This window comes from Sulfitobacter sp. SH24, assembly GCF_965641895.1.
Taxonomy (GTDB): Bacteria; Pseudomonadota; Alphaproteobacteria; order Rhodobacterales; family Rhodobacteraceae; genus Sulfitobacter; species Sulfitobacter dubius.
The window spans coordinates 469,747-484,310 of record NZ_OZ282575.1; the positions used below are offsets into that span (position 1 = coordinate 469,747).

General features: G+C 59.3%; 14 protein-coding genes. 9 read left to right on the forward strand and 5 right to left on the reverse strand.

Annotation, left to right across the window (positions count from 1 at the left end; genetic code table 11):
- Positions 1-149: 149 nt before the first annotated feature.
- A complete protein-coding gene (ettA, locus tag ACSQ16_RS04750) occupies positions 150-1,805 on the reverse strand; it encodes an energy-dependent translational throttle protein EttA (RefSeq protein ID WP_243261488.1) in 1,656 nt (551 codons plus the stop codon).
- A gap of 354 nt (positions 1,806-2,159) precedes the next feature.
- Between ettA and ACSQ16_RS04755 the strand changes: the two genes are divergently transcribed.
- The 3 genes from ACSQ16_RS04755 (at position 2,160) to ACSQ16_RS04765 (ending at position 4,832) form a co-directional block, all read left to right on the forward strand.
- Positions 2,160-2,597 (forward strand): universal stress protein, encoded by a 438-nt coding sequence (locus ACSQ16_RS04755; RefSeq protein ID WP_243261487.1) that lies wholly within the window; start codon positions 2,160-2,162, stop codon positions 2,595-2,597.
- Between the two features lie 11 nt (positions 2,598-2,608).
- Positions 2,609-4,156, forward strand: a complete 1,548-nt coding sequence (locus tag ACSQ16_RS04760) for an alanine/glycine:cation symporter family protein (protein WP_093928048.1) — start codon at positions 2,609-2,611, stop codon at positions 4,154-4,156.
- Between the two features lie 82 nt (positions 4,157-4,238).
- Positions 4,239-4,832: a nicotinate-nucleotide adenylyltransferase gene (locus tag ACSQ16_RS04765; protein WP_243263220.1), complete on the forward strand. Its 594-nt coding sequence runs from the start codon at positions 4,239-4,241 to the stop codon at positions 4,830-4,832.
- On the opposite strand, the gene ACSQ16_RS04770 is transcribed toward ACSQ16_RS04765, so the two are convergent.
- Positions 4,824-5,657 (reverse strand): DMT family transporter, encoded by an 834-nt coding sequence (locus ACSQ16_RS04770; protein WP_243261486.1) that lies wholly within the window; start codon positions 5,655-5,657, stop codon positions 4,824-4,826. The genes ACSQ16_RS04765 and ACSQ16_RS04770 overlap by 9 nt on opposite strands.
- Positions 5,658-5,757: 100 nt before the next feature.
- Between ACSQ16_RS04770 and dacB the strand changes: the two genes are divergently transcribed.
- A complete protein-coding gene (gene dacB, locus ACSQ16_RS04775; protein WP_243261485.1) occupies positions 5,758-7,335 on the forward strand; it encodes a D-alanyl-D-alanine carboxypeptidase/D-alanyl-D-alanine endopeptidase in 1,578 nt (525 codons plus the stop codon).
- A 7-nt stretch (positions 7,336-7,342) separates the two neighbouring features.
- On the opposite strand, the gene ACSQ16_RS04780 is transcribed toward dacB, so the two are convergent.
- Positions 7,343-7,765, reverse strand: coding sequence for a tellurite resistance TerB family protein (locus ACSQ16_RS04780; protein WP_093928051.1), 423 nt, complete (start codon positions 7,763-7,765; stop codon positions 7,343-7,345).
- Positions 7,766-7,887: 122 nt separating this feature from the next.
- On the opposite strand from ACSQ16_RS04780, the gene ACSQ16_RS04785 reads away from it, so the two are divergent.
- The 3 genes from ACSQ16_RS04785 (at position 7,888) to ACSQ16_RS04795 (ending at position 12,456) form a co-directional block, all read left to right on the forward strand.
- Positions 7,888-9,546: a lysine--tRNA ligase gene (locus ACSQ16_RS04785; RefSeq protein WP_243261484.1), complete on the forward strand. Its 1,659-nt coding sequence runs from the start codon at positions 7,888-7,890 to the stop codon at positions 9,544-9,546.
- A 60-nt stretch (positions 9,547-9,606) separates the two neighbouring features.
- Positions 9,607-10,020, forward strand: a complete 414-nt coding sequence (locus tag ACSQ16_RS04790; RefSeq protein WP_243261483.1) for a DUF4864 domain-containing protein — start codon at positions 9,607-9,609, stop codon at positions 10,018-10,020.
- A 147-nt stretch (positions 10,021-10,167) separates the two neighbouring features.
- Positions 10,168-12,456, forward strand: coding sequence for a glycoside hydrolase family 55 protein (locus ACSQ16_RS04795; protein WP_243261482.1), 2,289 nt, complete (start codon positions 10,168-10,170; stop codon positions 12,454-12,456).
- A gap of 57 nt (positions 12,457-12,513) precedes the next feature.
- On the opposite strand, the gene ACSQ16_RS04800 is transcribed toward ACSQ16_RS04795, so the two are convergent.
- Positions 12,514-13,185: a hypothetical protein gene (locus ACSQ16_RS04800; protein ID WP_243261481.1), complete on the reverse strand. Its 672-nt coding sequence runs from the start codon at positions 13,183-13,185 to the stop codon at positions 12,514-12,516.
- A gap of 118 nt (positions 13,186-13,303) precedes the next feature.
- Positions 13,304-13,489, reverse strand: coding sequence for a PLDc N-terminal domain-containing protein (locus tag ACSQ16_RS04805; RefSeq protein ID WP_093928056.1), 186 nt, complete (start codon positions 13,487-13,489; stop codon positions 13,304-13,306).
- A gap of 182 nt (positions 13,490-13,671) precedes the next feature.
- Here ACSQ16_RS04805 and ACSQ16_RS04810 point away from each other — a divergent pair, with 182 nt between their 5' ends.
- Positions 13,672-14,028, forward strand: coding sequence for a PRC-barrel domain-containing protein (locus tag ACSQ16_RS04810; protein ID WP_243261480.1), 357 nt, complete (start codon positions 13,672-13,674; stop codon positions 14,026-14,028).
- A 256-nt stretch (positions 14,029-14,284) separates the two neighbouring features.
- Positions 14,285-14,554, forward strand: coding sequence for a GlsB/YeaQ/YmgE family stress response membrane protein (locus ACSQ16_RS04815; protein ID WP_243261479.1), 270 nt, complete (start codon positions 14,285-14,287; stop codon positions 14,552-14,554).
- The last annotated feature ends 10 nt before the right edge of the window (positions 14,555-14,564 follow it).

The following is a 14,564-nucleotide window of genomic DNA, read 5'->3' on the forward strand; positions in this document are numbered from 1 at the left end:
GATGCTAGGCCCGTCCGCTTTGCGGGCGGGCTTTTGCGTTGGGGGAACGGGGGATGCTTGTAGTGCCCTAGGTTGGTAGGCCAACATATAACGCACAAAAAAAGGGACGACGGTCAACCGTCGCCCCTTTCTCATGCCAGTCGCGCTGTTTAGCGCGCGAATTTTTTGTGCTTCAGGCGCTTGGGCTCAAGCGCATCGGCACCCAGACGGCGCTTTTTGTCTTCTTCGTAATCTTCGAAGTTGCCTTCGAACCATTCCACATGCGCTTCGCCTTCGAAGGCCATGATATGGGTACAAATACGGTCAAGGAAAAAGCGGTCGTGCGAAATCACCACGGCACAGCCTGCGAAATCGACCAGCGCATCTTCGAGCGCACGGAGGGTTTCGACGTCAAGATCGTTGGTCGGTTCATCGAGCAGCAGCACGTTGCCGCCTTCTTTGAGCAGACGCGCCATGTGCACGCGGTTACGTTCACCGCCCGACAGCAGACCAACTTTCTTTTGCTGGTCGCCGCCCTTAAAGTTGAACGACGAGCAATAGGCGCGGGAGTTCACCTCGGCGTCACCCAGCTTGATGATCTCGGCCCCGCCGGTGATCGCCTGCCAAACGGTGTCGTCGTGGTTCAGATCATCGCGGCTTTGGTCGACATAGCTGAGATCGACCGTATCACCGTATTCGATGGTGCCTTCGTCCGGTGTTTCATGCCCGGTGAGCATTTTGAACAGTGTCGATTTACCCGCGCCGTTGGGGCCAATCACACCAACGATACCGCCGGGCGGCAGCGAGAAATCGAGCCCGTCGATCAACTGCTTATCGCCCATGTGCTTCTTCAGGCCCTCGACCTCGATCACCTTGTTGCCAAGGCGCGGGCCATTGGGGATGACAATCTGGGCGCGGCTGAGTTTTTCGCGCTCGGAAGTTTCGGCCATTTCGTTATAGGCGGCGATACGCGCTTTGGATTTCGCCTGACGGGCTTTGGCACCTTGGCGCATCCACTCAAGTTCGCGCTCAAGCGTCTTTTGCTTGGATTTGTCTTCGCGGGCCTCTTGGCTCAGACGCTTGGCCTTTTGCTCCAGCCAGTCGGAGTAGTTGCCCTCATAGGGGATGCCGCGGCCACGGTCCAATTCGAGAATCCAGCTGGTAATGTCATCAAGGAAGTAACGGTCGTGGGTGACGGCAAGGATCGTGCCTTTGTACTCGATCAGGTGCTGTTGCAGCCATGCGATGGTCTCGGCGTCGAGGTGGTTGGTCGGTTCGTCCAAGAGCAGCATGTCGGGCGCTTCGAGCAGCAGTTTGCACAGCGCCACGCGGCGCGCTTCACCGCCCGAGAGGTTTTCCGGCATCGCGTCATCGGGCGGGCAGCGCAGAGCTTCCATCGACACGTCGATCTGACTGTCGAGGTCCCACAGGTCTTGGGCGTCGATGTCGTCTTGCAGCTTGGCCATCTCTTCAGCGGTCTCGTCGCTGTAGTTCATCGCCAGTTCATTGTAGCGGTCCAGAATGGCCTTCTTCTCGGCCACGCCTTCCATGACGTTCTCGCGCACGGTCTTGGTCGGGTCGAGCTTGGGTTCCTGCGGCAGGTAGCCGACCTTGGCGCCTTCGGCGGCCCATGCTTCGCCGGTGAAATCCTTGTCGAGCCCGGCCATGATCTTGAGCAGGGTGGATTTACCCGCGCCGTTGACGCCAACGACACCGATCTTCACGCCGGGCAAGAAGTTCAGGTGGATGTTTTCGAATGTCTTCTTGCCCCCGGGGTAGGTCTTGGAGACGCCGGACATGTGATAGACGTATTGATAGGCAGCCATTTGGAGAATCCTCGAAACGCGATTTGGGGTTTGCAGTGCAATATCGTCCGTGCGGGGCAATATCAAACACTCTGTATATCCTGAGCCAATCGCCCGGCGGAGCCTTGCGAAATCTGCCCCGTGGTTGACCCCATGACGCAGGGCAGAGGGCGATTGGACGGTTTTACAATGGTTTGGCGGGCGATCTGCAAAGCCAGAAAGCGAAATTCAGTCGACTTTTCTGCGGTTTTCGCGCTAACATTTCTACAATCTGTGATTGGGCGGCGATTTCTGGCCAGCGCAGAGTAGGAAGACTGAGAGCGGAGTTCACCTTTCGCGGGCGTCGACTTTCAGCACAGCAACAGGGAATTACTCATGTCAAAATCCACAATCGTTGTGGGTCTGGACGGGTCAGAGGCCGGCGCGCGTGCTTTGGCCTTTGCTCAGGCTCAGGCTAAACAGATCGGGGATTGTTCGATCACGGTTTGCTTTGTGATCGAATGGTCGCCTTTCACCTTTCAGACCAAGGAAGAGAACGAGCAGCGCCATATGCGGCGCGAGCAGGAGTTGCAGCGCGCGCATGACGTGGTGCTTGATCCGGCGGTGGCAGAAGCCAAAGCCTCGGGCATCGAGGTTGAGGGCATCGTGCGGCACGGCGACGTGGCCGATATCCTTGAAGGTGTCGCCAAAAAGCGCGGAGCGATTCAGATCGTTGTTGGCCGCGTCGGTGAGCGGGGCCTCAAGCGGCTCTTTGGTGGGGTGACGGGCCGTTTGGTCGCAGGCTCCAGTGTGCCGGTCACGATCATTCCCTGAAAGGATAAGCCATGAACAAGCTGTTTACCTATGTGATGGCCGTTTTCGCGTCATTGCTGCCGAGCCTTGCCGCTGCGCAAGAGGCTGTCGGCGTCGACGAACGTATTAACCAGATTTTTGCCGATTACACCGGTTGGTATGTTTCCTTCATTTTCGCCCCGCTGCCGGGCACGAATTTTTCTTGGATCGCGCTGTGGTTGGTTGTGGGGGCGGTGGTTTTCACCGTTTATTTCGGGGCCATCCAGCTCAAAGGGTTTTGGCATTCGATCCAGCTGGTGCGGGGCGATTATTCCGACCCCGACGATGCGGGCGAGGTAAGCCACTTTCAGGCGCTGGCGACCGCGCTGTCGGGCACCGTGGGTCTGGGCAATATCGCGGGCGTTGCGGTGGCGGTCAGCATCGGCGGGCCGGGTGCGACATTCTGGATGGTGGTTGCCGGTCTCTTCGGCATGGCAACCAAGTTCACCGAATGTACGTTGGGCGTGAAATACCGTAATGAGTTTCCCGATGGCCATGTCTCAGGCGGGCCGATGTATTACATCGTCAAAGGCTTTTCTGAGCGCGGCCTGCCGCTGGGTGGCTTCATGGCGGTGCTGTTCTCGATCTTTACCATCCTCGGCGCGCTCGGCGGGGGCAATATGTTCCAAGCCAACCAAGCTCATGCGCAGCTTGCGGGCGTTTTGGGTGACTATCCGGGTTGGATCACGGGCGTTATCCTTGCCGGTGTCACCTTTGCCGTGATCGCGGGTGGTCTGAAATCCATCGCGCGGGTGACGGAAAAGATCGTGCCCTTCATGGGCGTCTTCTATGTGCTGGTGTCGATCCTGATCCTGATCATCAACTGGGATATGATCGGTTGGGCCTTTGGTCAGATTTTCATGGGCGCCTTCACCGGTCTGGGCGTTGTCGGCGGCTTTACCGGCGCGCTGATCCAAGGCTTCCGCCGTGCGGCGTTCTCAAACGAAGCGGGCATCGGCTCGGCTGCCATTGCCCACTCGGCGGTGCGCACCAAAGAGCCGGTGACCGAGGGCTACGTCGCGCTGTTGGAGCCCTTCATCGACACGGTGGTGATCTGCACGATGACCGCCTTGGTGATCGTTATCAGCGGCGTGTTGAACCAAGACCCTGCAACCGGGCTTTATATCTGGAACGAAGAAGCGGGCCGGATCGCGACAGAAGGTGACGTGAGCGGCGTGGCCCTGACCTCGGCTGCCTATGCGCGGGCGTTCTCGTGGTTCCCGATCTTGTTGATGATCGCGGTGGTGCTCTTTGCCTTCTCGACGATGATCAGTTGGTCCTACTATGGCCTCAAGGCTTGGACCTATCTCTTCGGCGAGGGGCCAGCAAAGGAACTGACCTTTAAGGTAATCTTCTGCGTCTTCATCGTGATCGGTGCAGCGGCGAGCCTTGGGCCGGTGATCGACTTCTCCGATGCGATGCTCTTCTCCATGGCGATCGTGAACATCATCGCGCTCTACTTCCTGATGCCGATCGTGAAGCGCGAGCTGAACAGCTATGTCGCGCGGCTGCGCTCGGGCGAGATCGTGAAGCACAAGTAAGCGCTTCGCATTGACAATGGGCTGCAATGCCCCTCCTTTGGCCCCTGATTTCGGATCGGGGGCCATTTTCTTGCGCAATACCATGCCATTCGCGACCAAGGGGCAGGTCGTCGGCCTGTTGGGCGGGTCGTTTGACCCGGCACATGAGGGGCATGCGCATATCACGCGCGAGGCGTTGAAGCGGTTCGGGCTGGATCGCGTCTGGTGGCTGCTCAGCCCCGGCAACCCGCTGAAAGAACACGGGCCAGCGCCGATGGCGCAGCGCAAAGCGCGGGCGCAGGCGGTGATGGATCACCCGCGGGTCGAGATCACGGACATTGAGGCGCAGCTTGGCACTCGTTACACGGCGCAGACGCTTGAGGCCCTACGGCGGCGCTATCCCGGCGTGCGGTTCGTCTGGCTAATGGGGGCCGATAACCTTGCGCAGTTTCATCTGTGGCAAGACTGGCGGCAGATCATGGAGACAGTGCCGGTCGGTGTGCTTGCACGACCCGGGCAACGTATTTCGGCCCGGATGAGCCGGGCGGCGGCGCTGTATGCGCCCTACCGGATCGCGGGGCGGAACAGTCAACTGCTGTCCCATGCCACAGCGCCCGCGTGGTGTTTTGTGAATGTGCCGATGGTCGATGTGTCGTCAACCGCGCTGCGGGCCGCCGGGGGCTGGCGCTCAGCGTAGCCGGGCAGAGGTGATGCCTGCGGTGATGATCACCGCAAGCCCCGCCCATGTCAGCGCATCGGGCAGGGTGCTGAACAGGAACAGACCCAGCAGTACCGCCGCGATCAGTTGGAAATAGACCAAAGGTGCCAGCCGCGTCGCAGGCGCGCGGCGATAGGCGTAGAGTAGCAGCAGATTGCCCAGCATGGAGAACAGCGCGCTGGCCGTCGCCAGACCGGCCACAGGCAGGGTGGCTTGGGGCAGGTTCATCAGGCCCAAGGGCAGCAGCATCACCGTACTCATCGCCAGTTGGGTAAAGGTCAGCGCGAGCGGCGGGGCGAGGTCAGACAGCCAGCGCGACATGGTGAGAAAGACGCCGTAGAACAGCCCCGCCGCCACAGCGAAGAGCAGCCCCGGCCCGCCCGTGCCACCCCCCATGCCGGGGCGTACGACCAGCAGCACACCGCAGAATCCCAGCAGGATCAGCGCACTGCGTAGCAGGGTGATGCGTTCGCGCAAGAAAAGTGCGGCCAATAGGTAGCTAACCATCGGCCCGATAAAGAAGGCGGCAAAGACAGTGGCGATAGCTTCGGTTTGTAGAGCGGTTTGAATGCAAGTGATCCCCGCCGCCAGCGTTGCCGCCCGTAGCCACAACCGCCAGTCGCGCATCAGCCCCCAAGTGCCGCGCGGCAGGAACGGCAGCACCATCAGCGCGCCAATGGCAAACCGCGACCACGCAACGAAAATCGGTGCCACGCCCATGCCCGAGGTCAGAATCTTGCCCGCGCTGTCCCCTGCGGGGATCAGTGACATGGCGATAAACATGATCGGAATAGCGCGTTGCATGACGCGGGGTTAGCAGGTCGGCGGTTTTGTGCAACCGCGAAAGGGGGGCAGGCGTCAGACAGGTTGTGGCCGAACGCCGCATGGGGTTTATATCAAGCCCATGAGCCAGAGATTTACACGACGCATTTTCCTTGGAACGGCTGCTGCCGCGATGGCCGCAGCTTCCGCTTGGGCCGAGCCACCGACCACATCATTGCGCCCCGTCGGGCGCGATGCCGATCTGTACAAACAGGCCATTCCAAATGTGTCAGAGATCATCGCCGACAGCGGGATCACAGGCACGGTCGCCTTTGCCGTGATCGACGTCGACAGCGGTATCTGGCTGGAAGCATCAAATGCCACCGATGGCATCCCGCCCGCCAGCAGTATCAAAGCGATCACCGCGCTTTATGCCCTGGATCAACTTGGGCCGGATCATGTTTTTGAAACGCGGTTGCTGGCAACCGGTGGCGTGGTCGATGGGGAAGTGCAGGGCGATCTGATCCTTGTCGGCGGGGGCGACCCGACGCTCGACAGTGACAACCTTGGCCAGATGGCCGAGGAGTTGAAAGAGGCGGGCATCATCGGGGTGAAGGGCAAATTCAAGGTCTATGAAGGTTCTTTGCCCTCGACCTTTGCGATCGATCCCGAACAGCCCGATCATGTGGGATATAACCCCGGCGTTTCAGGCATCGCGCTGAACTACAACCGCGTGCATTTCGAATGGAAACGCGACGGAAACGGTTATGACGTGACGATGGAGGGCCGCTCGGCGCGTTATGCGCCAGCGGTGCGTGCCGCCACGATGGAGGTCGTGGACCGCAGCGGGCCGGTCTATACCTACGAGAACCGCCCCGACCGCGATGTCTGGACCGTGGCGAAGTCTGCCTTGGGCTCTGGCGGTGCGCGTTGGTTGCCGATCCGGCGGCCCGGCGTTTACGCGGGCGATATCTTCGCAACGATTGCCCGGAGCCACGGTATCAAGTTGGGCGATGCGGAACTGGCCGAAACACTGCCCGAAGGGGAAACCCTCGTTACCCATCGCAGCGCCGAGTTGCGGCCGATTCTGAAGGACATGCTGGAATATTCCACCAACCTCACGGCAGAGATGGTCGGCTTGGCCGCCAGCGCCAAGCGGCTGGGAGCGGTGCCGAGTTTGCGTGCCTCCGCCGCCGAGATGAACAAATGGGCGATTGAGGAGCTGGGCATGGAAAACCCGGCGATGATCGACCATTCGGGTCTTGGCGACGACAGCAAGATGACCGTGCATGACATGGCCGGAGGGTTGGCGCGTATTCATGGTACGGGGCTGCGACCCCTGCTGAAACCTGTGTATCTGCGCGATGATAGTGGCCGACCGGAGCGCGATAATCCCATTGAGATTGACGCCAAGACGGGCACATTGAACTTTGTCTCGGCGCTGGCCGGGTTCCTGACCACGCCCGAAGATCGTGTGTTGGCCTTTGCAATCCTGGCGGCGAACACCGATGAGCGGGCGAAAATCACACGTGCTGAGCGTGAGCGCCCGCCGGGGGCGCGGACATGGAATGGGCGGGCCAAACGTGTGCAGCGTGGTCTGCTTGAGCGTTGGGGGCTGCTTTATAACGCGGCGGTTAAGCCAGAGGCAGAAACGGCCCCGGCGCCTGAGGTTACATTTGAGGAAGCACCGGAGCCTGAAGCCGTTCTGGAGGAATCCTGAAGTCTGCTCAGGTCAGATGCCGCGCCCGCGCGCCGCGCTCAATCGCGGCGGCGTGGAGCCGGTCGATGTTGAGCTCATAGCGGATTTCTTCGAGCAGACGCAGTTCGGCTTCGTCCAGCGTACCATCGGCTGCGGCCACGTCGCAGGCCAGCGCATAGGCTGTTTCATGCAGGCGTTCGGGCAGGGCTTCGCGGATCAGGCCAAAGAGAGCATCCAACCCGTCTTCCTGCTCAAAGAGGTCAAACACCGTCTTGCTGATCGTTGCCACGCGGTCATTGTCATAGCCGGAAAACACCGGCAGCAGGTTCAGTGCGGATTCAATTTTAACCAGTTCGGCGGTGCGGATGTCTTCGTCCGAGGCCGAGACCGCGATCATTAGCGCGACAAGGCAGTCTTGGGCGCTGAGCGAGAGGGAAGATGTGTCGGGCATCGGGAAATCCTTTGAACAGGTATGTTGCAGCGCAGAATATTGACCCTCAGGGTGCGAAGCAATAGGAACGGGCGACCCCGTGCGCATTGGGCGCAGGGGCGCCAAAAGATGGATGATCCGACATGTCCGAGACCCGAGACGCGGCACTTAGCAGCAAAGCATGGCCCTTTGAAGAAGCGCGCCGGGTGCTCAAACGGTACGCCAAGAAACCGCCAGAGAAGGGCTATGTGCTGTTCGAGACGGGCTATGGCCCCTCTGGCTTGCCGCATATCGGCACCTTTGGCGAGGTGCTGCGCACCACGATGATCAAGCGCGCCTTCGAAGAGATTAGCGATATTCCGACCAAGCTGGTGTGCTTCTCGGACGATCTGGATGGCATGCGCAAAGTGCCGGGCAACGTGCCACAGCAAGAAATGCTGGCCGAGCATATGCACAAGCCGCTGACCGTGGTGCCAGACCCGTTCGGCACGCATGAGAGCTTTGGCCACCACAACAACGCCATGCTGCGCCGCTTCCTCGACACCTTCGGCTTCGAGTACGAGTTCTATTCCGCGCGCGAATTCTACCGCTCGGGCCAGTTCGACGAGGTGCTGCTGCGCGCCTGCGAGAAGTACGACGAGATCATGGCGGTGATGCTGAAGTCGCTGCGCGAAGAGCGCCGCCAGACCTATTCGATATTCCTGCCGATCCACCCCGAGACGGGCCGCGTGATGTATGTGCCGATGAAGGAGGTCAACGCCAAGGATGGCACGATCACCTTCGACGACGAGGACGGCACCGAGATGACCCTGCCGGTCACCGGGGGCAACGTGAAGCTGCAATGGAAGCCTGACTTTGGCGCGCGTTGGGCAGCGCTGGATGTCGACTTTGAGATGTACGGCAAGGAACATGCGACCAACACGGCGATCTATGATCGGATCTGCGAGATCCTCGGTGGTAAGAAGCCTGAGCATTTCAGCTATGAGCTGTTCCTCGACGAAAATGGGCAGAAAATTTCCAAGTCCTCGGGCAACGGCATTTCGATCGACCAGTGGCTGACCTATGCTAGCACCGAAAGCCTGTCGTATTTCATGTTCCAAAAGCCCAAGACGGCCAAGCGCATGCATTTTGACGTGATCCCCAAGGCGGTTGATGAATACCACCAGCAGCTTCGGGCCTATGAGACGCAAGACGTGAAGGCGCGGCTGAACAACCCGGTCTGGCACATCCACGGGGGCGATGTGCCGAAGTCCGATATGGTCGTGCCCTTCTCGATGCTGCTGAACCTTGCGAGCGTGTCGAGCGCCGAGGATAAGTCGCAGCTTTGGGGCTTTATCCAGCGCTATGCGCCTGACGCCACACCGGAAAACAACCCTGGCATGGATCAGGCGGCGGGCCATGCGGTGCGCTATTTCAACGACTTCGTGAAGCCGCAGAAGGTGTTCCGCGCGCCTACGGAGTTGGAACGCGAAGCGTTGGAAGACCTGCGCGAGCGGTTGAATAAGTACATGCCCACAAAGAATCTACCTTCGGACTTTGAACTTCCGAAACCAGCGGGTCCGAAAGTGGTAGCGGGTGAATCGGTTCGCGGCTTTGCAAGCCCTGAAGAACTGCAACAGATAGTTTTCGACGTAGGCCGTGAACGTTTCGACCCGCTCCGCGACTGGTTCACCGCGCTTTACGAAGTGTTGCTGGGCGCCAGCCAAGGGCCGCGCTTTGGCGGGTTCATCGCGCTTTATGGTGTGAATGAGACCGTGGCGCTGATCGACGACGCGCTGGCGGGCAAGCTGACGACCGCGTGAAACTTTTGCCTCTTGCCCTGCGTGACTTAAATCATTCAGCAAGGGTAAGGGGGAAAGGCGATGCGCAACGCGGTATTTACATTTTTCGGAGGGCTGGTGCTGTCAGCCCTCCTGAGCTTTGGCGCTATGGCGCAGCAGGCCGAGATCGAAGAGACGATCAACAGCCAGTTCGACGCCTTTCGGGCGGATGATTTCGTCGCGGCTTTGGAGTTCGCCACGCCGAACTTGCAGCGCTATTTCCAGACCCCCGAGAACTTTCGCAGTATGGTCAGCAATGGCTATCCAATGGTGCAGAACCCTGCTGAGGTGCGGTTTCTGGATCGCCGTGCGGATGGCACACGGTTTTTCCAAGTAGTGCAGGTCGTTGACCCCAAGGGCTTCACGCATCTGCTGGGTTATTTGATGGAGCAGACCGAGGAAGGCTGGCGCATTGGCGCGGTGCAAATCCTCGATGCGCCGGGCGCGAATGTGTGAGGTCTGTTGCGGCCCATACGCGCGGTGATCACAGTCACGATTAACACATCGTTGATACTTCCCTGACCTCGCGGTTCGGCCTGTCCGAGCCAGAGCAGTTGAGCGGCGCGCCTTGGTGAGAGGTGCGGGCCGGGGAAAGGAAATGCGATGAACAAGGCGATTACCGACGGTTTGGTGCTGATGCCGACACCCTTTGCGGCGGGTCTGGATGTCTGGTCGAGCGGCGACGGCACGCCGGGGTCAGACACCTATGAGAATGCCTCAAACGCGGCCTTTGTCCCAGCAGATCAGGATTTTGGTGGGGCGCTGGAATTGCTGAAGACACAGGCCACGCAGCGGCTGCGGTACATGGGCCAGACCACGCTTCTACCGGGCTGCTATCTGCGCGTGACGGCGCGGGTCAAGGCCGTGAGCGGCAACCTACCATCGGTGCGCATTGCAGGCTATCCGGCGCAATCAGGCGGGGGCAAAGTAGGCGGCGTGCCGGAGTTCGGACCGGCCACCACGCTTACCAGCTACGGCGAGGTGGTTGAGGTCAGCGCGATCATCGGCAGTGGCGACCGTGGCGGGGTCGATATGGTTTGGGGCACGCGGGCGGCCTATGGCCATTTCGGGCTGGACCTGATCGGGCCGACGGGCGGTGTGGTGCGGATCGACGATATCGAGATCGAAGATGTAACCTCTGTTTTTCTACGGGACATGTTGGCGCAGGTTGATGTGCGCGACTTTGGTGCGGTGGGTAACGGGGTGACCGACGACACCGCCGCTTTTGAAGCTGCCAATGTCGCTGCCGATGGGCGCACGGTTCTGGTGCCTACGGGGAATTATCTGCTGAACGGCGATGTCACTTTCGACACGCCGGTAAAATTTGAGGGCCATGTTACCATGCCCGTGGCGGCGATCCTGCTGCTACGCCGCAACTTTGACCTGCCCAGCTATATTGAGGCATTTGAGAACGAAGAGGTCGCGTTCCTCAAGGCGTTTCAGGCGCTGCTGAACAACGCGGACCACGATTCGCTCGATATGGGTGGGCGCAAGGTGAATGTGACCGGACCACTGGATATGCAGGCGGCGGTGCCTGACAAGACGAGCTATGCCACGCGCCGGGTGATCCGCAACGGCCAGCTTGAGGCGGCATCGAGCAGCAATTGGGACACGGTGGTGGTGACCTCGCAGGCGAGCTACTCAACCTCGGATAGTCGCAAGCTGACCAATGTGACCAACATCGCCAATGTGCCCGTGGGCGCGCTGGTCGAAGGCACCGGCGTGGGGCGTGAGATTTATGTGCGATCCAAGAATATCGCGACGCAGGAGGTCACCCTGAATGCGCCGCTATACGACGCAGCGGGCACCCAGAATTTTACCTTTCGCAAATTTCAATACATGGTGGATTTTAGTGGCTTTGCATCGCTGTCGAAATTCGTGATGGCGGATGTCGAATTCCAGTGCAACAACCGCTGCAGCGCGATCAATCTTGCTCCCTCGGGGCTGATCTTTCATCTGCGCGATTGCTTCATCAGCCGGCCCAAAGACCGGGGTGTTACCTCGACCGGGGTGGGTTGTCAGGGCATGCTAATTGACCGCTGTCAGTTCCTTTCCGCTGAAGATGCGCTGACCGTGCCGAACCGCAGTAGCATCGCGCTGAACACCAACGCCAACGATGTAAAGCTACGCGATTGCCGCGCGACGAAGTTCCGCCATTTCGCGTTGTTGGCAGGGGGCAATAGCATCGTAACGGGCAACCACTTCTTCCAAGGCGACTCGGTTGAGAGTGGTGTGCGTTCGGCGGGGTTGATCCTTGCCTCGGCCCATACAAGTGCGGTGGTGACGGGGAATTACGTCGACAATTGCTTTATCGAATGGACGAACGAGCAAGACCCGAGCCCGGCCTTCACCACTGGCTATTCGTTCAGCGCGCTTTGTATTAGCGACAATATCTTCCTGTCGGGCGAGGTCGCGCCGTGGTTCAGCTATATTGTGGTCAAGCCGCATGGGGCAGGGCATTTCCTGAGCGGGGTGAACATTTCGGGCAATCGGTTCCGAAGCTTGATTGGCGGTATTGACCGGGTCGAGCGTGTGGATACGACATTTGCCGATCTTGATCTCTCGCGTTGCAAGAATGTGGTGATGAAGGGCAATTCCTTTCACGCCGTCTCGGCGCAGGTCGAGAATATGGCCGAGATCGAATTTACCCAAACCACACCGTCAAACACATGGGTAATTGATACCTCTGGTCATCTGCCTTTTGGTGGGCAGGCCCTGAATACCGATGCGGTGGTGGCCCATGGTGCGATCCGCAACGGTAACAATGTGGCACAGTTCGATATGCCTTATGTCACCCATGCCGAAGGGCCTGACCGGGATCAGATCCATGTGGTCTGGCCGTCGGCAGTGCGGGGCAAAGTCTCGGTGATGGTGCGAATGGACAACCGTTAATCCTCGGTTCGGGGCGATACGTTGAATGGTCCTGCGGAAATGGTGGGGCCATTTGCGTTAGAATTCGCGCCAAAGGCTGACGGTAAGGGCCGAGTTTTCAGGCGCATCAAAGGGCACTTCGCTGCCCAGTTGGACGCGGAATTTGCTAAAGCTTGGCGATAGAACGATTGAGGGGGCGAATTTGGCATAGGTTTCGCCCCCGGTGTAGGTAACGAAAACCTGCGTCATACCAGTGACGACTTCGGTGAAATCGAACCCCGCGGTGGTGTCGAGTTTGATGACCTCTTGCGAGAATCCAAACTCCCATTTTGCGGAGGCATCGACGGTCAGCCAGCCATTGCGTTCGCCGAACGTAAAGCCACGGCCCCATGACAGCCCGGCACGGAGATGCGGCGAGATGAGCACATCTGTCCAGCTTGCCCCTGCACCAAGATCGTAGGCCCAGCGGCCCCGCTCGGTCGGCTCTCCCAAAGGGAAACGCAGGAAAACGGTGGCGCTGCCGTTTTGCAGTCCGAAACGGCTTTGGCCTGTATTGAGGTCAAAGCCAAGGGTCAGGTTCTCGCGCAGTCCGTATTCGATGTAGGTGCTTTGGGTGAGATCGTAAAAGTAAGTTGCCGAGAATGATGTCGAAAGGAAGCTTGTCCCTTCTTCGCGCAGCCACGGCCCAGCGTGGGCGACTGCGGCGCTGAACTGGTAGGCCACAAGAGTAAGGCAAAGGGCAAATCGCATAGCAGGCTCCTGCAGCGATCTTGGTTAATAGCGGTTAATAAATCGTTTCTGCGGGTGGTCGAACGTAGAAACCCGGAGCCAAGGGCACCGGGTTTCTAAGTCGTCTATGTAAGTTGTATCACACGTGGGCTTTGTTGCCGCGTGGGCCTGCAATCAGCCAGACGATGAAGCCCAGCACTGGCAGGATGATGATCCCCAATACCCAAGCAATCTTGGCCGCGCCCGAGGCGCTTGAGGTGATGACCTGATAGATGGCGTAGATGTCGGCGATGAGGACGATAAGCCCTAAAAGTCCATATTCCATTCTGTGTCTCCTCTTGAAAGCGTGAATTTCCTATTGAATGCTCAACCCAGCTACGGCCTCTTTGGTTCCGGGGGCCTGTCTTTGACTGAATGAGCCAGAACCCGCCAGCTTGCCCGCTATGCGGGAACCGGCGGTGCCTGCCTTGGGTTTTGTTTCTACATCAACCAAGAAAGGAACAGGCCATGACTGACACCACAGCACCCGCATCGCTGGTTTCTTCGGACAATGTGAACGGCACCGCCGTTTTCAGCGCGGATGGGACCGAAATCGGCCATATCGACCATCTGATGATCGATAAGAAATCCGGCAAAGTCGCTTACGCCGTTATGGGTTTCGGCGGCTTTCTGGGCATAGGCGAAGAACACTATCCCGTGCCATGGAACGCGCTGGACTATGACCCAGCCCGCGATGGTTTCATGACAAACATTGACGAGACGACAGTAAAAGGCGCACCAGAGCGTACCGACAGTTGGTACAGCGACCGCGCATGGCAAGAACGTACCTTTGATCACTACGGGGTGCCTTATTACTGGCTCTGACCGCTCACACTAGGCATCTGGAGGGAGGCCGCGGCGCCTCCCTTTTTGCTGCGCGGTTCATCGCGCAGCCCATTGTTTTTGAAGCGCAGATCGGGTCTCATGACGAAGGCTGACTGTTAGCCGCGTTTATTAAAAGGGGCCGCCGATGCGCTGTTTGATCGTTATGGGTATGATGCTCACCCTTGCAGGGTGCGGCGTGCCATTCATCCCGCTGATTTAATCGGGCCATTCGCCCAAATTTATAGGAGACCCGTTGATGGAAGCCTTTCTTGATACGCTTGGCGCGGTGGCGCTAATTGCGCTTGTAGTTGTGGGGCTTGCCGCCGGGGCGATTGCCGGGGCTGTCGCAGGCCGGAACCGTCTGTTGTACCTTATTCTGGGGGTGATTGGCGCGGTGGCGCTGCCTTTCATCCTTGCAGCACTCGGTGTGACGGTCGTGGCGGCAGGGGGCTTACTGTTGCTGCTGGTTGTTGCGGCAATTGGTGCAGCGCTGGTACTGGCGCTTGTCGCAGCACTTCGGCGATAGCAGAGCATAG